Genomic DNA, 18,484 nt, shown 5'->3' with positions numbered 1-18,484 from the left:
CGTCGGCCGCAGGCGCCGCCGGCGCGGGGGCGGCCGTCAGGCGTTGACGACGAGCCGCACCGTGCAGCCGTCGCCGGACTCGTCCGCCGGGGCCGCGGTCAGGCTGTCGACCGACCGGCGGGCCAGCCACAGGCCCATCCCGCCGACCGCCATGTCGCCGTGCGCCGGCCCGTACCCGGCCAGCGGGTCCTCGAAGGCCGTGCCGCGGTCGGTCACCGCGCAGAGCAGCCGCTCCGGCGTGCACCAGAGCTTGACGTCGACCGGCGGGACGCCGTGCTCGGTGGCGTTGGCGGTGACCTCGTCGATCGCCAGCACGAAGTCCTGGGCGGCGTCGGCGGACAGGGCGCTCTCGGCCAGCACCCGGTTCAGCGCCCGGCGCAGCGCCCGCATGTCGTCGAGGTCGACCATGGCCAGGGTGGGCTCGGTCTCCTCGAGCGGGTCGGGGATGCTCGCCTGCTGCACCTCGCGCAGCAGCTCGGCCGGCGGACGGAAGTCCGGGTTGCGGACGGCGCCCTCGCTGGTGAGCAGCCACGGGTGGGTGGCCCGCGCGACGGCCCACGGGTCGGAGCCCTCCGCGGCCAGCGGGGCCAGCAGGCAGATGTGGTCGACCGGCCGCTCGGCCAGCACGTGGTTGAGCAGCGCCTCGGTCTGCACCCAGGCAGCCGGGTCGGCGTCCGGGCCGCCGGGACCGGTCACCAGGTGCAGGCGGTGGCCGGTGCCGGGCACCCGCTCGTCGACCAGCCGGGCGATCGCCGCCAGCGCCGCGGGCGGGCGGTCGGCCAGTGGCTCGGTGGGGGCCAGGTGGACGTCGCCGGCCTCCTGGAGCACGGCGGTCAGTGACGACGCGACGGCCTCCGGGCAGGCGATCACCACCGGCTCGCCCTGAGCCACGGCGCGGCGCAGGATCGGCCCCACGACCGTCGCGACGTCCTCGCCGGGTGTGAGCACGTACCCCACGTGGCGGTAGCCCTGCTCCTCGTGGTGCTGGTGCTCGTCGACGCGCTGTGTCACGGGAGCACCTCCTCGTCGTCTGCTCCGACGGGGTGCCTGTGCCCCCGAAGCGTGATCGGGACACATCCGGCCACCGAGGTCACACCCGGAACGAGTGAGCCGGTGGCGCTGTTGCGCAGCACGTGCACAACGACGTCGTGGTGATCGGGGCCGGTCAGGCGGGTCTCTCGGCCGCCTACGGCCTGCGCCGGGCCGGTGCGGACTTCGTCGTGCTGGACGCCGAGGACGGCGCCGGCGGGGCGTGGCAGCACCGCTGGCCGTCACTGCGGCTGGACCGCGCGCACCGGATCGCCCCGCTCCCCGGCCTCCCGCTGCCCGACGCCGACCCGTCGGCGCCGGCCAGTGAGGTGGTCGCCGCGTACTTCGCCGAGCACGAGCGCCGCTTCGACCTGCCGGTGCGCCGCCCGGTCGCCGTCCGGGCGGTGCACCGCGCCGACGACGGGTTCGTGCTGGACACCAGCGCGGGGGAGTGGACGGCGCGCGGGCTGGTGAACGCCACCGGCACCTGGACCCGGCCGTTCTGGCCGGCCTACCCCGGCCGGGAGCTGTTCCGCGGCCGGCAGCTGCACGCCGCCGACTACCGCGGCGCCGAGGAGTTCCGCGGCCGGCACGTGGTGGTCGTCGGCGGCGGGACGTCGGCGGTGCAGCAGCTCATCGAGATCAGTGAGGTCACCAGCACCACCTGGGTCACCCGCCGGGAGCCGGTCTGGCGCACCGGCGGCTTCGACGAGGACGCCGGCCGGGCCGCCGTCGCGCTGGTCGACCAGCGGGTGCGCGCGGGCCTGCCGCCGGGCAGCGTCGTCGGCGTCACCGGGCTGGTGGAGACCGAGGCGGTGCTCGCCGCCCGGGCCCGCGGGGTGCTCGACCGGCTGCCGGTGTTCGACAGGCTGGACGCCGACGGCGTGGTCTGGGACGCCGACCACCGGCACGTGCGCGCCGACGTCGTCCTCTGGGCCACCGGCTTCCGCCCGGCGCTGGACCACCTGGCCCCGCTGCGGCTGCGCGCCCCTGGTGGCGGCATCACCATGGACGGCACCCGGGTGGTCGCCGAGCCGCGGCTGCACCTGGTGGGCTACGGGCCCTCGGCCAGCACCGTCGGCGCGAACCGGGCCGGCCAGTCCGCTGCCCGTGAGCTGCTGCGCACCCTGGCCGCCGACGCCGCGGCCTGAGGGTTGTCCGAGGCCCGGACCAGGTAGGAGAGGGCCATGAGCGCGCAGTCCGAGAACCCCGACCCGAGCCTGCCCGACACCGGCATGGCCACCGGCAACGACGAGGGCGAGCCCGGCCACCTCGACAGCCGGCCGCTGGCCAAGGACGAGCGGCGGCTGCTCGAGCAGCTGCGCAAGCCCGGTGAGGGCACCGCCGAGCCCGCCGTCGAGGACGCCCCGGCGGTCGTCGCAGCGGCGGCCGACGACGCACCGCTGCCGGCCGAGGGCACCGCCGGCGGCAACGCCGACGGCCTGGACGCGGAGTTCACCGACCGCTGACCCACCCGGTCAGGGTCGCCGACATGGCCGGGAGGGCCCTCCCTCAGTCGTGCTGGGGGTTGAGCCGGACGGCGATCAGCGCGACGTCGTCCTCGGCCCGCTCGGGGAGCAGCCGGGACAGCAGCTGGTCGGCCAGCTCGGCGATCGGCAGCCCGGCCAGGGTGGTGAGCTCCGCGGCCAGTGCCTCGATGCCGACGTCGAACACCTGGTCGCGCCGCTCGACGAGGCCGTCGGTGTAGAAGAGCACCGTCGAGCCGCGGGGCACGGTGACCACGTGGTCCCGGCGCACCGCGTCCAGGTGCACGCCCACCAGCAGCTCCGCCCGGTCGGCGGTGAGCACGCGGGTCGACCCGTCGGGCAGCAGCAGCACCGGGGGCGGGTGACCGGCGTTCGACCAGCGCAGCCGGGTGACGCCCTGCTCGAACTCCTCTGGCGTCTGCTCCAGCCGGGCCACGATCAGCGAGGCGAGGGTCTCCAGCTGGAGCCCGTCCATCGCCCGGTCCAGCCGGGACAGCACGCCGGCCGGGCTGTCGGCGCTGTCGTAGCTGATCCCGCGCAGCAGCCCGCGCAGCTGGCCCATGCAGGCGGCGGCCTCGGTGTCGTGCCCGACGACGTCGCCGATCACCAGCGCGGTCGCCCCGTCGGGCTGCTGGAAGACGTCGTACCAGTCGCCCCCGACCTGGGCCTCGCGGGCGGCCGGCACGTACCGGACGGCGAACTCGAGGTGGTCGGGGTCCGGGGGCTCGGACAGCAGGCTGCGCTGCAGGGTGAGCGCGGCCTGCGCCACCCGGCGGGACCGGGCGTAGAGCGCCTCGAGCAGGTTGGTGCGCAGGTCGCCGACCTCGGCCAGCTGGGCCGGCGTCCAGGCCTCCGAGCGGTTGCGCACCGTCTCCCGCCACCGGTCGAAGGACTTGCGCGGCGACAGGCGCACCGAGTCGCCCTCGCGCTCGGCGATCGCCTTGTTGTGCGGGTCGCCGCCCCAGTCGACCGAGTGCACCGTCTCCGGGCGGGTCCAGATCACGTACTGCCCCTCGGGCAGCGGCAGCGCCAGCACCCCGCAGGCGAGGTCGGCCGGGACGTCGAGCTGCGGGGCGACCAGCGGCAGCCGGTCGGTGCACACCACGTCCTCGCCCTGGGCGGCGGCCCAGCCGGCGACGGCGCGCACGACCTCGGCGGGCAGCGGCACCCCGGCGCTGCCGGTGCTGCCCTGCAGGTTCACCACCACCGAGTCGGCCGGCAGCACGTCGAGCAGGCCGGGGTGCCCCAGCAGGCTCTCGGCCAGCGGGCGGTCCTCGTCCAGAGCGGCCGCGGTCAGCCAGGCCATGGTGGAGCGCACCTGGAGCGCCCGGCGGTGCTCCTCGTCCTCGGCCCGGTCGACCAGCCGCAGCGAGAGGGTCGAGCCGAGGAACTCCGCGGCCGCGCGGGTGGCGTACGGCGGGGCGTGCGGGCCGGAGTAGTGGTGGCAGGCGATGAGGCCCCACAGCTTGTCGTCGCGCAGCAGCGAGATCGACATCGACGCGCGCACGCCCATGTTCTGCAGGTACTCGCAGTGGATCGGCGAGACGCTGCGCAGCGTGGAGTAGGTGAGGTCCAGCGGCTGCCCGGTCGCCGGCAGGTCGACCGGCTCCAGCGGGGCCGGCGTGTAGGTGACGTCGGAGATCAGCCGGATCCAGTTCTTCTCGTACAGCGCCCGCGCCTGGGCCGGGATGTCCGAGGCCGGGTAGTGCAGCCCGAGGAAGGAGTTGAGCTCGGGCAGCTTGGCCTCGGCCACCACCTCGCCGTTGTAGTCGGCGTCGTAGCGGTAGACCATCACCCGGTCGAACCCGGTCAGCGTGCGCACCGCCTCGGCGGTGATGTCGTAGAGCTGCTGCAGCGAGGTCGCGCGGTTGAGCTCACCGATCGTGCCGCGCACCGCCTGGTAGGTGTTCGGGAAGGAGAACGGGCGGGGGCCGTAGGCCGGCTCCAGCTCCACCACCAGCGTGCTGGTCGCGGTGGCCTGGCGGGCGCCGCTCACCGGTGGCCCGGGCTCGGTGAACGGCCGCACGGTCTCCTCGACCGAGTGCACGGCGCGGTGCAGGATCGCGTCGACCGGGCAGGGGGTGCCGTCGCAGTCCAGCGTCAGCTCGACCGGGTTGCGCTCGCGCAGGTCACCGAAGGCGCGGGCGGAGCGGGCGATCGCCTGGGCCGGCACCACTCCGACGACGTCGGCCAGCGGACGGCCCAGGGCGTCGTCCCAGGCCGTGCCGACCAGGTCGGCGAGGTTGCGGGAGACCTGCCGGACCACCATGTCCGGCTCGCTGACCGCCAGCAGCACGCCCCGGGGCTGGATGCTGCCCGGCACGTGGATCGGCTCGCGCTCGCAGTTGGTGAGGTCGACCGGCTCGCCGGGGGCGAGCCAGGGACCGGCCTGCAACTGGTCCGTCACGCGACGACCTCGTTCCCTCGGGTGTGTCCCCCGCGGGACGACGTCGGTGTCCAGGGTGCCTGCTCGGGTGCTGCCGCGCCGCACCAGCGCGCCAGGGTGCCGAAGGTCTCGCGGGCGGCGGCGACCAGCCGGTCGGCGTCCCCGCCCCCGGCCACCCGGGCGCGGGTCACCGTGCGGAAGTCGTGCCACCGGGCGCCGGTCTGCTCGCCGTAGGGGGAGAAGCAGGCGAGCCGTCCGGCGTCGGCGAACTGCGGGAGCGTGGCGAGGTGGCGGTCGATGAACACCCCGCCCAGCGACGAGCCCTCCAGCACGTACAGCCGGCCCAGCGCCTCGTCGGTGTCCGCGACGTCGGGGAGCTGGGGCCGGTCTGCCGCCGCCGGGGCGCCGAGCGCGGCCAGGTCGGCGGCGAACAGGTGCGAGCGGCGGCGGGCAGCCCAGTCGACCTCGACGGCGTCGGCCGGGTGCTCCTGCGCCCAGGCGTCCAGCCCGGCCTCGGCGGCCAGCCAGAACCCGTGCATCCGGGTGAGCGCCTCGACCAGGTGCTCCCGGGTCAGGTCGGCGTCGAGCAGGTCGAGCGTGTCCTCGACCGCCTGGTGCTCCGCTGCGGTGTCGGTGCGCAGGCGGCGCAGCACGTCTCGGTCGTCCACCCGGTCCCCGTCGTCGATCGCGTCGTCCCGGGGCGCCGGTGTCGCGTTCTGTCCTGCCGTCATGTGCGCACCGAGGATAGGCCACCTGGCGGCCGGGGCGGTTGCGGTGCCCACCCGATCTCGGCCAGTCGGGCGGCCCGCACGCCGAGGTGCAGCAGCAGCCGGTCGGCCCCGTCGGCGAGGTCCAGGCCGGTGAGCTGCTCGATCCGGCCGAGCCGGTAGTACAGCGTCTGCCGGTGGATGCAGAGCTCGCCCGCCGCGCGCTGCGGACTGCCGGCGCAGTCCAGCCAGGTGGCCGCCGTCGCGGTCAGCACCGGGTCGGCCAGCAGCGGCGCCAGCACCGGGTCCGGCCCGGGCAGGCCGGCCACCGCCCGCCAGGCGCCCAGCTCCGCCCACGACGCCGCCGGCGCGAGCCGGGGGTCGGCGGCGGCCACCCGCGCCGCCGTCCGGGCCTCGTGCCACTGGGCGGTCAGCGCGCTGCAGCCGTGCCGGGCGACGGCCACCCCCGCGGTGCTGCCCGGCGGCAGGCCGCCTAGCGCCGCTCCGCTCAGCGCGCCGGCCGGCCGGTGGTCACCGCGGCCGGGCAGCGGCAGCAGGACGGCGACGGCGCCGTCCTCGAGCACGGCCGGGACGGCGCCGGCGCCCGGGGGTGTCCACCCCGCCGGGAGCCCCGGCCCGGCCGGCAGCAGCGCGACCAGGGTGACCGGGGTGCTCGCGCCCAGCGCCTCGGTGAGGGTGCGCACCGCCCGGCCCGGCGCCGGGTCGGTGAGCGCGGTGCGCAGGGCGGCCGACAGGTCCGCGGTGCCGGGCCGGCCCTCGGCGAGCAGCCGGCCGGCCTCCGCCGCGAAGGCGACCGCCTCGGCCAGGCCCGGGGCGTCGGGGTCGGTGACGTCGGTGCGCTCCTCGTCGAGCAGCCACAGGTAGCCGTGCAGCCGGTCGCCGGCACGCACCGGCAGGCAGAGCCGGGTGAGCACCCCGGCCGCGGGGTCGGCGGGCACCCGCAGCGGGGCGGTGGCCCGGGCGATGCCGTGGCTCTCGAACCAGGCCCGCACCTCGGGGGTGGAGCTGCGGCCGAGGATCGAGCGGGCCCGGACGGCGTCCATCGTGGCGCCGGGCGTGGCCGGGCCGGTGCCGTCGTGGGCGCAGAAGGCCAGCAGGGTGAAGTCGCGGTCCTCCAGCGTGGCGGGGGCGCCCAGCAGCGCCGACACCTCGTCCACCAGGTCCTGCAGGTCGTCGCGCACCGGGCTCCTCCCGCCGTTCAGACGATCGTACGAGAGGAGGTCGGCGAGTCCGGACATCTGTCGCTGGTGCGCCGGGCACGGGCGTCCCTAGCGTTCGCAGGCACCACCGGTCACCAGTCGCCCGCGGAGGCGCCGTGCTCACCCAGAAGGCCCTGCTCGCCGCCGCTCGCCGTCCCGGCCTGCGCCGGGTGGTCACCGGCACGCCGGTCACCCGGCGGGTGGTCGACCGGTTCGTGGCCGGGGAGACGCTGCCCGAGGCGCTCGAGGTGGTGCGCGCGCTGTCCGCCGACGGGCTCGCGGTCACCCTCGACCACCTCGGCGAGGACGTCACCGACCGCAGCGAGGCCCGGCGCACCCGGGACGCCTACCTCGCCGCGCTCGAGGGGCTGGCCCCGCTGGGCCTGGGCCCGGCCGCGGAGGTCTCGGTGAAGCTGTCGGCCTTCGGGCAGGCGCTGCCGGTCGGCGGGGACGACGTCGCGCTCCAGCTGGTGCGCCCGGTCGTCGAGGCCGCCACCGCGCTGGGCACCACGGTGACCCTGGACATGGAGGACTCCCGCACCGTCGACTCCACCCTCGGTGTGCTGGCCGAGCTGCGCCGCGACCACCCGGGCACGGGCGCCGTCCTGCAGGCGATGCTGCACCGCACCGAGGACGACGCCCGGGCCCTCGCCGTCCCCGGGTCGCGGGTGCGGCTGGTCAAGGGCGCCTACCGGGAGCCCGCCTCGGTGGCCCACCAGGACAAGGCCGACGTGGACGCCGCCTACGCCCGCAGCCTGGAGGTGCTGGTCCGCGGCGGCGGGTACCCGATGGCCGGCACCCACGACCCGGCGATGATCGACCGGATGCTCGCGCTGGTCGCCGAGGTCGGCCGCGACCGCGACAGCTACGAGTTCCAGCTGCTCTACGGCATCCGCCCCGACGAGCAGCTCCGGCTGGCCCGGGCCGGGCACACCGTGCGCGCGTACGTGCCCTACGGCGCCGACTGGTACGGCTACTTCATGCGCCGGCTGGCCGAGCGCCCCGCCAACCTGCAGTTCTTCCTCCGCTCCCTCGCCACCCGTTCCTGACCCCACCCCAGGGCCAAAATCGCGACTTTGGCCCCTCTCTCGAGGAGCACCTCATGGACGCCGTCACCCAGGTACCCGCGCCGCGCAACGAGCCCGTCGGCGACTACGCCCCCGGATCGCCGGAGCGGGCCGCGCTGCAGCAGCGGCTGACCGAGCTGGCCGCCGCCCCGGTCGAGCTGACCGCCACGATCGGTGGTGCGCAGCGGATGGCCGGCGGTGCGGCGTTCGACGTGGTCGCCCCGCACCGGCACGCCCAGGTGCTCGGCACCTCGGCCGCCGCCACCGCAGCCGACGCCGCCGACGCCGTCCGGTGCGCCAAGGAGGCGGCGCCGGGCTGGTCGGAGCTCTCCTTCGACGACCGGGCCGCGGTCTTCCTCAAGGCCGCCGACCTGCTGGCCGGCCCCTGGCGGCAGACGCTCAACGCCGCCACGATGCTCGGCCAGAGCAAGACCGCCCACCAGGCCGAGATCGACGCCGCCTGCGAGCTGATCGACTTCTGGCGCTACAACGTGCACTTCGCCCGGCAGGTGCTGGCCGAGCAGCCGGTGAGCAGCCCCGGGGTCTGGAACCGGGTCGACCACCGCCCGCTGGAGGGCTTCGTCTACGCGGTCACCCCGTTCAACTTCACCGCCATCGCCGGCAACCTGCCCACCGCGCCGGCGCTGATGGGCAACACGGTGGTCTGGAAGCCGGCGCCGACCCAGCAGCTGGCGGCCTGGTACACGATGCGGCTGCTCGAGGCCGCCGGGCTGCCCCCGGGCGTGATCAACATGCTGCCCGGTGACGGGGTCGCCGTCTCCGACGTGGTGCTCGCCGACCGCGACCTGGCCGGCATCCACTTCACCGGCTCGACCCCGGTGTTCCAGCACCTGTGGCGCACGGTGGGGGAGAACATCTCCGGCTACCGCGGCTACCCGCGGGTCGTCGGCGAGACCGGCGGCAAGGACTTCATCGTCGCCCACCCCTCCGCAGACCCCGACGTGCTGCGCACCGCGATGATCCGCGGCGCGTTCGAGTACCAGGGGCAGAAGTGCTCGGCGGCGTCCCGGGCCTACGTGCCGCGCAGCCTGTGGGCGAAGGTCCGCGACGACCTGATCGGCACCGTCGAGGAGATCCCGATGGGCGACGTCACCGACTTCGCCAACTTCATGGGCGCGGTCATCGACCGGAAGTCGTTCACCAAGCTGTCGAAGGTCCTGGAGTCGGCGGAGGACGACGACGCGCTGACCGTGGTCGCCGGCGGGACGGCCGACGACAGCGAGGGCTGGTTCGTCCGGCCCACCGTGATCGAGGGCACCGACCCCGGGCACGACGTGTTCACCACCGAGTACTTCGGCCCGGTGCTCGCCGTGCACGTCTACGACGACGCCGACTACGACACCGTGCTGAAGCAGATGGAGTCGGTCGCGCCCTACGCGCTGACCGGCTCGGTGATCGCCCAGGACCGGGTGGCGATCGCGCACGCCCAGCGCTTCCTGCGCCACGCCGCCGGCAACTTCTACGTCAACGACAAGCCCACCGGCGCGGTCGTGGGCCAGCAGCCCTTCGGCGGAGGCCGCGGCTCGGGCACCAACGACAAGGCCGGCGCCGCGCAGAACCTGCTGCGCTGGACCAGCGCGCGGTCGATCAAGGAGACCTTCGTCCCCGCCACCGACCACCGCTACCCCCACATGGCCTGAAGGCCCCCCTTGCCCCCGCTCGCGAGCTCGTGGCGGGACCCTGCACGGGGGCCGAGGAGCCGCCCTCGGTGAGTGGCTGTCTGCGCCACTCACCGAGGGCACGGGGCTCAGTCGGGGAGCGGGATCTGGCGCTCGGCGCAGAGCTCGGCCAGCAGGTCGCCGACGGTCTCCTCGACCGAGCCCTCGCCGGGCACCACGGCGCCCGGCTCGTCCTCGCCCAGCGGCTCCAGGGTGTCCAGCTGGCTGCGCAGCAGGGACGGCGGCATGTAGTGGCCCTTCCGCTTGGCCAGCCGCTCGGTGAGGGTCCCCTCCGAGGTGTTGGCGTGGGCGAACCACACCGACGGGTGCCCGTCGCGCAGCCGGTCGCGGTAGCTGCGCTTGAGCGCCGAGCAGGTGAGGATGAACGACGTCCCGGCGGCCTCGTGCTCACCGATCAGCTCGGCGATGCGGGCCAGCCACGGCCAGCGGTCCTCGTCGTCCAGCGGCGTGCCGCTGCGCATCTTCTCCACGTTCTCCGGCGGGTGCAGGTCGTCGCCCTCGATGAACTCCCACTGCAGTCGGCGGGCGATCTCGGTGGCGGTGGTCGACTTGCCTGAGCCGGAGACCCCCATGACGACGATCGAGGTGGTCGCCGGGATGCTGGGCGTGGATTCCATGGCCTGACCGTAGGCAGTCGTGGGCCTGGACGTGAACCGGGGCGGGGGGCAGCGGGCGTGACGACGGTCGGACGACGGGCCTCGCTGTGGCGACTGCCGGCCGTCCGTTCGCTGTTCGCGCTGAACGCGCTGGGGTTCCTGAGCTACTCGCTGCTGCTGTCGGCGCTGCCCGCCCATGCCGCCTCGCTCGGCGCCGGGCTGACCGCGGCCGGCTCGGTGACGACGGTGTTCCTGGTCGCCACGGTGCTCGCCCAGACGGCGGTCCCGGCGCTGGTCGCCCGGCTGGGCATCGGGCCGGTGCTGGCCGCCGGGCTGGTCGCGATCGGGGCGCCGTCGCCGCTGTACCTGCTGGCCGACGACGTGCGCTGGTTCGCCGTCGTCTCGGTGGTCCGCGGGGTCGGGTTCGCGGTGCTCACGGTGCTCGGGTCCACCGTCGCCGCCCAGGCGGTGCCGCCCGAGCGGCGGGGTGAGTCGATCGGCATCTACGGGCTGGCGATCTCCGTGCCGACGCTGGCCGCCGTGCCGGGCGGGACGGCGCTCACCCTCGCCGGCCACTTCCCGGTGGTGGCGGCAGCGGCGGCCGCCCCGGTGCTGGCGCTGGTGTTCGTGCCCGGGCTGGTGCGGGCGCTCGGCCCACCGGAGGCGACGGCGCCGGGCGGTTCCCGGGCAGCGGTGTGGGCGGCCGCTGCGCCGTCCCTGGTGCTGCTGGTGGTGACGCTGGCCGGTGGTGGCCTGGTCACCTTCCTGCCGATCGAGCTGCCCGACGGCGCGCTGGCGGTGGTCGCGCTGCTGGTGTTCGGGGTGAGCACGGCGCTGTGCCGGTGGGGCGCCGGGGTGCTGGTCGACCGGCTGGGGGCGCGGGTGCTCATGCCCGCGGCGATGGCCAGCGGGGTGGCCGGCCTGCTGCTGCTCGCGCTGGGGCTGCGCGCCACCGGGGCCGGCGGGGCTGCGGCCGTGCTGGCCGGGGCCTTCGCGCTGGGCATCGCCTACGGCGCGGTGCAGAACCTCACCCTGGTCATCGCCCTGGCCCGGGCGGGTGCCGGGCAGACCACCACGGTCAGCGCCGTCTGGAACGCCTGCTACGACAGCGGCACCGCGATCGGGGCGCTCGCCGTCGGGGCGGTCGCCGCCCAGGTCGGGCTGCCGCTGAGCTACGTGCTGGTGGCGGTGCTGCTCGCCCTGGCGCTGCCGCTGGCGGTCACCCTGCCGCGCGCCCTGCGCACCGCCGGCTGAGCCGCGCTCAGCCGGCGGCCTGGTCGCCCAGCCGCTCCCGCACCGTCTCGGCGAGCCGCTGGACCGTGCGGACCTCCTCGGCGGCCGCCCGCAGCCACGAGCGCAGCCCGTCGACGTCGCGGCGGTTCGCGTCGCGCAGCTGACCCAGCAGCACCTGCCGGCTGCTGGACTGCGCCCGCATCGCCGTGGGCAGCGTGCGGCCGGTGCGGCGGGCGGTGGTGGTCAGGGCGGCCCCGATGAAGGCCAGCTCCCGGGGGTCGGACAGGTCGGCGAGCAGGGCCTCGGCGTCGTCGGTGCGCCCGTCGGCGAGCAGCTGCAGGTACTCGGCGGCGCGGCGGGCGCCGGTGTCGGCGGGGGAGTCAGACGGTGCGGTCACCCCTCCACTGTCCCTCAGCGCCCGGACCAGCGTGGCGCCCGCTTCTCCAGGTAGGCGGCGATGCCCTCGCGGCGGTCGTCGCTGAGGTAGGGGTTCGGGCCGACGTCCAGCCGCAGCGCCGTCGACAGCGGCAGCTCCACGCCCTTGACCGCGGTCTCCTTCATCCGCCGCACCGACAGCGGCGCGTTCGCCGCGATCCGCTCGGCCAGCGCCAGCGCGGTCGGCAGCACCTCCTCCGCCGGGACGACGCGGTTGACCAGACCCCAGCGGGCGGCGTCCTCGCTGGTCACGTACTCGCCGGTGAGCAGCATCTCCAGGGCGATCCCCATCGGGATGCGCTTGGGCAGCACGACCGAGCCGTAGTTGGCGCCCATGCTGATCGTCGCCTCCGGCAGACCGAGCTTGATGCCGGGAGCGGCCACCCGGAGGTCGCAGGCCAGGGCCAGCTCGAAGCCGCCGGCGACCGCGTGCCCGCCGAGCGCGGCGATCACCGGCACGTACGTCTCACCGAGCACCTCGAAGAGGTTGCGGCCCGGCCGGCTCATCGGCGGCCGGAAGGGCTCACCGCGCTGGTCGGCCTCCCGGATCTCCTTGAGGTCGAAGCCCGCGCAGAACGCCGGCCCGTTGCCGGTCAGCACGATCGCCCGGACGTCGGCATCCTCGCCGCAGGCCAGCAGCTCCTCGACCAGGTCGGCCTGCAGGGCGCCGGAGAGCGCGTTGCGGCGCTCCGGCCGGTCCAGGGTGAGCACGCGGACGTGCCCCCGGGTCTCGGTGACCAGTCCCGACTCGCGGCGCTGCGGTTCGCTCATGGCCGCGATCCTGCCCTCTCGCCGGGGTGCCGGTCAGGCCGAGGGCGACTCGCCGCCCGAGTCGCGGCGCACACCCATCCGGCGGCACCGCTCGGTGCGAACACCGGACGGTCGCGCCGTCCCCGCTGTCCCTGGAGGGCGGCGCGATCCCTCGAGCTCCCTCGGAGGTCGGCTCCACCGGGCCGCCGTCTCGACCCGGGGGAGCCCAGGGCCGCCGCGGCGTCCGACTGCACGGACGAGGCAGGGCACCAGGCCCGACGAGCGTGGAGCGATCTCGCGCCCCTCGCCACATCCGTGCCAGGATCGGCCGCGTGGGCGCGTGCCGTGGCTGACCCGGACGAGACCATCGAGGCGCGCCTGGCGCAGACGGTCGAGGAGCTGGCGGTCTCGCGGGCGGAGACCCAGGTGTCCCGCTCGGAGACCGCGGTGGCACGCAGCGAGACGGCGCTGTCCCGGGCCGAGACGGCGCTCTCGCGGCGGGAGACCGAGGCGGCCCTGGTGCAGGTGGAGAACCTGGAGATCGCCCTGAAGACCGCCCGGGTCATCGGCATGGCGATGGGCATCCTGATGGCGCAGCGGGGGCTCAGCGAGGCGGCCGCGTTCGAGCTGCTCACCGACACGAGCCAACGGCAGAACCGCAAGCTGCGGCACGTCGCCGAGCACGTCGCCCTGACCGGCGCGCTGCCCACCTGACCGTCGCGCCCACCGGGCCCGAGAACGACGAAGCGGCCCCGTCCCGGAGGACGGAGCCGCTGGTCGATCGTGGTGCGCCATCAGGGACTCGAACCCCGAACCCGCTGATTAAGAGTCAGCTGCTCTGCCAATTGAGCTAATGGCGCGTGTCGCTCGGCACGACCGGGCAACAGGAGAGGACTCTACACGCCGATCCGGCGCCGCGATGAGGCGGGGCCGGACATCGCGACATGTCCTCGGACACACCCAACCGTCGGCGGGAGCGTGTTCACTGGAGTGCGGCGCATCCACCGGGAGGGTCCCGGGTCGGGTGCGCGCCGGTACAGGAGGCAGGGTCTTCGTGGGGTCGCACCAGGCGAGACGGATCGCCGCAGTGCTCATCGCCGTCCTGCTCGCGCTGCTCGCGGGCTGCTCGGGGTCGTCGTCCGACGACGGGGGCGAGGCGGCGGCACCGTCGTCGGCGCCGCCGGCGGAGCTGGCGCTGAGCCTGGCCGACGAGGCGGTCGACGTGTCGCCCACGACCCCGCTGGAGGTGACGGTCACCGGCGGTGAGCTCGGCGACGTCACCGTCGTCGACGGCACGGGCGCCGCGGTGCCCGGCAGCGTGGCGGCTGGCGAGGGAGACGCGTCCGTCTGGACGCCGGAGGCCGACCTCGCCTACGGCACCAGCTACACGGTCACCGCCACCGCGACGAACGAGACCGACGACGAGGCCACCGCCGAGTCGACCTTCACCACCGTCACCCCGGGCACGCTCTCCACCCCGGGCATCGGGCCGCTGGACGGCACGACCGTCGGCGTGGGGATGCCCATCCGGGTCTTCTTCGACGAGCCGGTGGCCGACAAGGCCGCCGTCGAGAGCCACCTGCTGGTGACCTCCTCCGTCCCGACCGACGGCGTGTGGAACTGGGTGCGCGACGACGAGGTGCACTTCCGCCCGTCCACCTACTGGCCGGCGAACTCGGAGGTCACGCTGGAGGCCGACCTCTACGGCGTCGACTTCGGTGAGGGTGTGTGGGGCGAGAAGGACCGCACCGTGTCCTTCTCCGTGGGGGAGAAGCACGTCAGCGTCGCCGACGCCGCCGCGCACACGCTGACCGTCTACGACGGTGACCAGCTGGTGCAGAGCTGGCCGATGAGCGCCGGCAGCTCGGAGAACCCCACCCACAACGGGGCGCACGTTGTGCTGGAGAAGTTCGCCGACATCACCATGGACTCCTCGACGTTCGGCCTGGCCGTCGACGCCCCCGGCGGGTACCGCACCGACGTCGAGTACGCGACGCGCATCTCCAACAACGGTGAGTTCGTGCACGCCGCCCCGTGGTCGGTGGCCGACCAGGGCTCGGCGAACGTGAGCCACGGCTGCATCAACCTCTCCACCGAGAACGCCCGGTGGTTCTACGACTTCTCCCAGCCCGGTGACGTGGTCGAGGTGGTCAACTCCATCGGGGGCACGCTGACCGCCGCCGACGGCGACATCTACGACTGGGCCATCCCGTGGGACGAGTGGACGGCCGGCAGCGCGCTGTCCTGATCGGCCCAGCACGAGAGGCCGCGACCCACGCCGGGTCGCGGCCTCTCGTGCGTCTCAGAGCCGCAGCCCCCGGTCCTGTCGGCCTCCCTCGCCCGCGACGAGCCGGCTGACCAGGGCCTCGACGGCGGTGTAGCCGGCCAGGGCCACCGCGATCACCGCAGCCGGTGGGACGACGAGCGGCGCGGCCAGCACCGACAGGCCCAGCAGCCGCGGGGCGTCGAGCCACCAGCCGGGCCGGCGCACCGGGTTGGCGAGCGCGGCCCAGCGCACCCCGCACCACATCAGCCAGCGGCGCACCGGCGGGACCCCGAGCTCGCGCATGACCCGGCGGAAGACGCCGTCGGCGTCCCGGGCGGAGACCGCCCCGGCGGCGATGCCCACGTCGGTCAGCCAGTCGTGCAGCACCGCGGCCAGCGTGTACCGGCCGAACCGGGGGAAGAGCCACACCGCGACCCGCGGCACGGAGGCGAAGTCGGTGCGGAAGCCGGCCGGGACGACGAAGGTGTCCCGGCGCCCGCGGTAGGTCAGCGGCTCGAGGACCTCCCAGGACTGGTCGGTGACCCGGCGGACGGTCAGGTCGGGGGAGTCGAAGGGCACGCCTGGCACCTGCCCTGCCGGGTGGCGGGGTACACGGCGTGCCGCTCAGGCGGCGAGCAGTGCCGACACGGCGGCGTGCACGGCGCGGCGGCGGTGGCCGTGGTCCTCGGTGACGATGGCCGCGGGCAGGACGCCGACCGGCGGGGTGATCCACATCCGGGCGATCGTCTGCACGGCGAGGACGAGCTCCGGGGCGTCGAACCGGTCGGGCACGGCCCCGGCCCGTTGCGCGGCGGCGACGGCATCCACGGTCGCCCGCGTCGCCTCGGTGACCGCGGGCAGGCACGGTGACTGCGGCTCCCGCTCCAGGCGGTGCCAGGCGAGCAGCCGTTCGACGTCCGGCGCGGCGGCGGTCACGTCGTAGAGGCGGGCCGCGTACCCGGGCAGGTCGTCGGCCACGACGGGCACCTGGTGCAGCGTCCGGTCCACGGCGTCGGCGAGCACCGCGTCGAACAGCGCGTCCTTGCTGCCGAAGTGCGCGTAGACCAGGCCGGCGCTGCACCGGGCTCCGGCGGCGATCCGCTCGATGCGGGCGCCGGCCAGGCCCCGGGCGGCGAACTCGGTCAGGGCAGCGTCCAGCAGGAGCCGCTTCCGGCTCTCCGGGTCCCGTTCGCGCACAGCAGCCACCTCAGCTCGATCGCGGGCTCGGCCACCTGTGCTGGCCGCCGTCATGCTCGGTGTTCGCACCCACTGGGCCAGGTGGATGGGAGTGCGCGTCAACCGGACCGGTGAGGACGCCGGGCCCCGCGCCATCGGCGGGTCGGGCGCGAGGGTGGCCGGGCGCGAGGGTGCCGAGCCGAGCCCGACGAGCGAGGCCCTGGCCAGCGAACTGACCAGGGCCTCGTGGTGGGGTGAGTGACGGGACTTGAACCCGCGACATCCAGGATCACAACCTGGCGCTCTACCAGCTGAGCTACACCCACCATGCACACCGGGCGGCTGGCGAGAGCCGGCCCAGTGGACGAGCATACGATACCGGAGACCCTCAGCCCTCCGACGAGGCCGGGGTGGTGACCGTTCCGGCGCCTGCCGCGCCGGCCTCGAGCACCGGGGCGAAAGCCGCCACGACCTCGGCCGACGCGGCCTGCGCCTGGTCGCTGCTGGGGCCGGGAGCGGACACGAAGAGCGTCTGCCGGTAGTAGGCCAGCTCGCGGATCGACTCGAGGATGTCGGCCAGCGCCCGGTGGGCCAGCCCCTTGGGCGGCTGGGCGAAGTAGACGCGCGGGAACCAGCGGCGGGCGAGCTCCTTGATCGAGGAGACGTCGATCATCCGGTAGTGCAGGTGGTCGTCGAGCTCGGGCATGTCCCGGGCCAGGAAGCCCCGGTCGGTGCCGATCGAGTTGCCGCACAGCGGGGCGGTGCGCCGCTCGGGCACGAACCGCTTCACGTAGGCCAGCACCATGGCCTGCGCCTCCTCGAGGGTCACCGTCGAGGCGCGCACCTCCTCGGTGAGGCCGGACCGGGCGTGCATCTCGGTCACCACGCCGGCCATCCTGGCCAGGTCGGCGTCCTCGGCGTGGATGATCACGTCGAGGCCGGGGTCCAGGACGTTGAGCTGGGAGTCGGTGACCACCACCGCGACCTCGATGAGCTTGTCGCTGGAGAGGTCCAGACCGGTCATCTCACAGTCGATCCAGACCAGGTTGTTCGCTGCGCTGTCCGCCACGCGGGCGACCCTACGCACCCGGGCGCGGCTCACCCGTCCCACCTGCCCCAGAACCGCCGGTCGCGTCTCGGAAGTCGCCCGGACGGGTGGTCCGCGCCCTTACGCTCAGGCCTCCTGCACCGACCCCGCGGAGTCGCTCGTGTCCTCCAGCACGCCCCTCGCGCCGCCTGCCGGTGCGGTCGCACCGGCGCCGTCCTCCCTCGGTGCCGGTCTCCGGCACCCGGTCGCGCTGCTGCGCTGGCTGTGGCAGGCCTACATGACGCCGGGCCGCCCCGGGCGGTCGACCAGCTCCGACGAGCTGCGCTGGATCTACACGGCCTGGCTGGTCGCCTTCGGGCTCAAGATGCTCGGCTCCTCCTGGGACGTGTCCTGGCACTTCAAGTGGCTGCGCGACGACCTCGCCCCGCCCCACCTGCTCAACTCCGCCGGGACGGCGCTGGTCGTCGCCCTCGTCGTCTTCCACAGCTACAGCGGTCACGGGGTCGACCGGCGGGCGCTGCGGCTGATGCAGGCCGGCATCACCACGTTCCTGGTGGCCATCCCGGTCGACCTGCTCAACCACCGCATCAACGGCCTGGACATCACCAGCTGGAGCCCCAGCCACGCGCTGCTCTACCTGGGGACGGCGATCATGCTGGCCGGCGCGATCCGCGGCTGGTGGCTCTACGCCGCGCCGGGCCGCCTGCGGGACCTGGTCTCCCTGGGGCTGTGGCTGTTCTTCGTGGAGAACGTGCTGTTCCCCAACCAGCACCAGGAGTACGGCGTGCTGGCCCTGGCCGACTACCGGGCCGGGCGGACCACCGCCGAGCCCTCGCTGCTGGACTTCGCCGCCTCCCAGGGGCAGACCCCGACCCAGTTCATGCTGCCGGTGCCCTCCTGGGTGCACCCGGCGTGGCTGATCTGCGCGGGCCTGCTCGCCCTGGTGGTCGCCCGCCGGACCGTCGGGCTGCGCTGGACCGCCACCGTCATCGCCGGGGCGTACCTCGCCTACCGCCTGGTCACCGGGGGGCTGCTCACCGCCACGGGCTTCCCGCCCTCGGTGGTGCCGGTGATGCTGCTGGCCGGGGCGGTGCTGGTCGACCTGGCCGTCACCCGGCGGGTGCCCGGCTGGCTGGCCGGCCCGCTGGCTGCCGGGGGAGTGGTCGCCGCCGCCCTGGCGCAGTCGGCGGTCGGCGACATCCCGCCGTGGAACTGGGCCGCGCTGCCGGTCATCGCCGTCGGCTTCGCCGCGCTGTGGGCCGGGCTCGACCGGGTGACCGGCACCGCCGCGTTCGCCCGCTGGCAGGCGGCGGACGAGCCCGGGCGGGAACAGCCGGGGGACACGCCGGGACTCCTGGTGGGCGGCGGCGCGTCCTCGCGGTGA

General features: G+C 75.1%; 18 protein-coding genes and 2 tRNA genes. 8 read left to right on the top strand and 12 right to left on the bottom strand.

The genetic code is table 11. The features are described from left to right. Positions 1-36: 36 nt before the first annotated feature. Positions 37-1,011: an ATP-binding protein gene (locus ACJTNH_RS13170; RefSeq protein WP_458176347.1), complete on the bottom strand. Its 975-nt coding sequence runs from the start codon at positions 1,009-1,011 to the stop codon at positions 37-39. 122 nt (positions 1,012-1,133) lie between these two features. On the opposite strand from ACJTNH_RS13170, the gene ACJTNH_RS13165 reads away from it, so the two are divergent. After that, positions 1,134-2,180 carry an FAD-dependent oxidoreductase gene (locus ACJTNH_RS13165; RefSeq protein WP_458176345.1) on the top strand — a complete coding sequence of 349 codons (1,047 nt, stop codon included), beginning with the start codon at positions 1,134-1,136 and terminating at the stop codon, positions 2,178-2,180. A 36-nt stretch (positions 2,181-2,216) separates the two neighbouring features. Next, positions 2,217-2,498, top strand: coding sequence for a hypothetical protein (locus ACJTNH_RS13160; protein WP_458176343.1), 282 nt, complete (start codon positions 2,217-2,219; stop codon positions 2,496-2,498). Between the two features lie 43 nt (positions 2,499-2,541). Here the strand turns inward: ACJTNH_RS13160 and ACJTNH_RS13155 are convergent, their stop codons facing one another. Genes ACJTNH_RS13155 through ACJTNH_RS13145 form a run of 3 tightly spaced genes read right to left on the bottom strand, consistent with a single transcriptional unit; the run spans position 2,542 to position 6,811 of the window. Further along, a complete protein-coding gene (locus ACJTNH_RS13155; protein ID WP_458176341.1) occupies positions 2,542-4,923 on the bottom strand; it encodes a SpoIIE family protein phosphatase in 2,382 nt (793 codons plus the stop codon). After that, on the bottom strand, positions 4,920-5,633 hold the full coding sequence (locus ACJTNH_RS13150) for a biliverdin-producing heme oxygenase (protein ID WP_458176339.1): 714 nt from the start codon (positions 5,631-5,633) through the stop codon (positions 4,920-4,922). The genes ACJTNH_RS13155 and ACJTNH_RS13150 overlap by 4 nt, the downstream gene beginning before the upstream one ends. After that, positions 5,630-6,811 carry a PucR family transcriptional regulator gene (locus ACJTNH_RS13145; RefSeq protein WP_458176337.1) on the bottom strand — a complete coding sequence of 394 codons (1,182 nt, stop codon included), beginning with the start codon at positions 6,809-6,811 and terminating at the stop codon, positions 5,630-5,632. The genes ACJTNH_RS13150 and ACJTNH_RS13145 overlap by 4 nt, the downstream gene beginning before the upstream one ends. Positions 6,812-6,945: 134 nt before the next feature. Between ACJTNH_RS13145 and ACJTNH_RS13140 the strand changes: the two genes are divergently transcribed. Together ACJTNH_RS13140 and pruA are read left to right on the top strand one after the other, a co-directional pair. Further along, entirely contained in the window at positions 6,946-7,878 is a 933-nt protein-coding gene (locus ACJTNH_RS13140; RefSeq protein WP_458176335.1) for a proline dehydrogenase family protein, read from the top strand. A 53-nt stretch (positions 7,879-7,931) separates the two neighbouring features. Next, positions 7,932-9,557 (top strand): L-glutamate gamma-semialdehyde dehydrogenase, encoded by a 1,626-nt coding sequence (gene pruA, locus ACJTNH_RS13135; RefSeq protein ID WP_458176333.1) that lies wholly within the window; start codon positions 7,932-7,934, stop codon positions 9,555-9,557. Positions 9,558-9,664: 107 nt separating this feature from the next. On the opposite strand, the gene ACJTNH_RS13130 is transcribed toward pruA, so the two are convergent. Further along, positions 9,665-10,213: a gluconokinase gene (locus tag ACJTNH_RS13130; RefSeq protein ID WP_458176331.1), complete on the bottom strand. Its 549-nt coding sequence runs from the start codon at positions 10,211-10,213 to the stop codon at positions 9,665-9,667. A gap of 57 nt (positions 10,214-10,270) precedes the next feature. On the opposite strand from ACJTNH_RS13130, the gene ACJTNH_RS13125 reads away from it, so the two are divergent. Then, entirely contained in the window at positions 10,271-11,446 is a 1,176-nt protein-coding gene (locus ACJTNH_RS13125; protein ID WP_458176329.1) for an MFS transporter, read from the top strand. Positions 11,447-11,453: 7 nt separating this feature from the next. Here the strand turns inward: ACJTNH_RS13125 and ACJTNH_RS13120 are convergent, their stop codons facing one another. Then, positions 11,454-11,822: a hypothetical protein gene (locus ACJTNH_RS13120; RefSeq protein WP_458176327.1), complete on the bottom strand. Its 369-nt coding sequence runs from the start codon at positions 11,820-11,822 to the stop codon at positions 11,454-11,456. 14 nt (positions 11,823-11,836) lie between these two features. Next, positions 11,837-12,631 (bottom strand): enoyl-CoA hydratase/isomerase family protein, encoded by a 795-nt coding sequence (locus ACJTNH_RS13115; protein WP_458176325.1) that lies wholly within the window; start codon positions 12,629-12,631, stop codon positions 11,837-11,839. A 324-nt stretch (positions 12,632-12,955) separates the two neighbouring features. Here ACJTNH_RS13115 and ACJTNH_RS13110 point away from each other — a divergent pair, with 324 nt between their 5' ends. Then, positions 12,956-13,324: an ANTAR domain-containing protein gene (locus ACJTNH_RS13110; RefSeq protein WP_458176323.1), complete on the top strand. Its 369-nt coding sequence runs from the start codon at positions 12,956-12,958 to the stop codon at positions 13,322-13,324. A 70-nt stretch (positions 13,325-13,394) separates the two neighbouring features. Here the strand turns inward: ACJTNH_RS13110 and ACJTNH_RS13105 are convergent. Then, positions 13,395-13,470: transfer RNA gene (locus ACJTNH_RS13105), tRNA-Lys, on the bottom strand. Between the two features lie 194 nt (positions 13,471-13,664). Between ACJTNH_RS13105 and ACJTNH_RS13100 the strand changes: the two genes are divergently transcribed. Then, entirely contained in the window at positions 13,665-14,858 is a 1,194-nt protein-coding gene (locus ACJTNH_RS13100; RefSeq protein WP_458176321.1) for a L,D-transpeptidase, read from the top strand. Positions 14,859-14,912: 54 nt separating this feature from the next. Here the strand turns inward: ACJTNH_RS13100 and ACJTNH_RS13095 are convergent, their stop codons facing one another. From ACJTNH_RS13095 to orn, 4 genes are all read right to left on the bottom strand, one after another. Then, on the bottom strand, positions 14,913-15,455 hold the full coding sequence (locus tag ACJTNH_RS13095; protein WP_458176319.1) for a DUF1353 domain-containing protein: 543 nt from the start codon (positions 15,453-15,455) through the stop codon (positions 14,913-14,915). 45 nt (positions 15,456-15,500) lie between these two features. Continuing rightward, complete coding sequence (locus tag ACJTNH_RS13090) at positions 15,501-16,073, bottom strand: TetR family transcriptional regulator (RefSeq protein ID WP_458176317.1); 573 nt, start codon at positions 16,071-16,073, stop codon at positions 15,501-15,503. A gap of 229 nt (positions 16,074-16,302) precedes the next feature. Continuing rightward, positions 16,303-16,378: transfer RNA gene (locus ACJTNH_RS13085), tRNA-His, on the bottom strand. 62 nt (positions 16,379-16,440) lie between these two features. After that, positions 16,441-17,121 (bottom strand): oligoribonuclease, encoded by a 681-nt coding sequence (gene orn / locus ACJTNH_RS13080; RefSeq protein WP_458176316.1) that lies wholly within the window; start codon positions 17,119-17,121, stop codon positions 16,441-16,443. 139 nt (positions 17,122-17,260) lie between these two features. On the opposite strand from orn, the gene ACJTNH_RS13075 reads away from it, so the two are divergent. Beyond that, complete coding sequence (locus ACJTNH_RS13075; protein WP_458176314.1) at positions 17,261-18,484, top strand: hypothetical protein; 1,224 nt, start codon at positions 17,261-17,263, stop codon at positions 18,482-18,484.

The sequence above is a fragment of the Modestobacter lacusdianchii genome, assembly GCF_054177765.1.
This window is presented reverse-complemented; position numbering and strand designations above follow the sequence as displayed.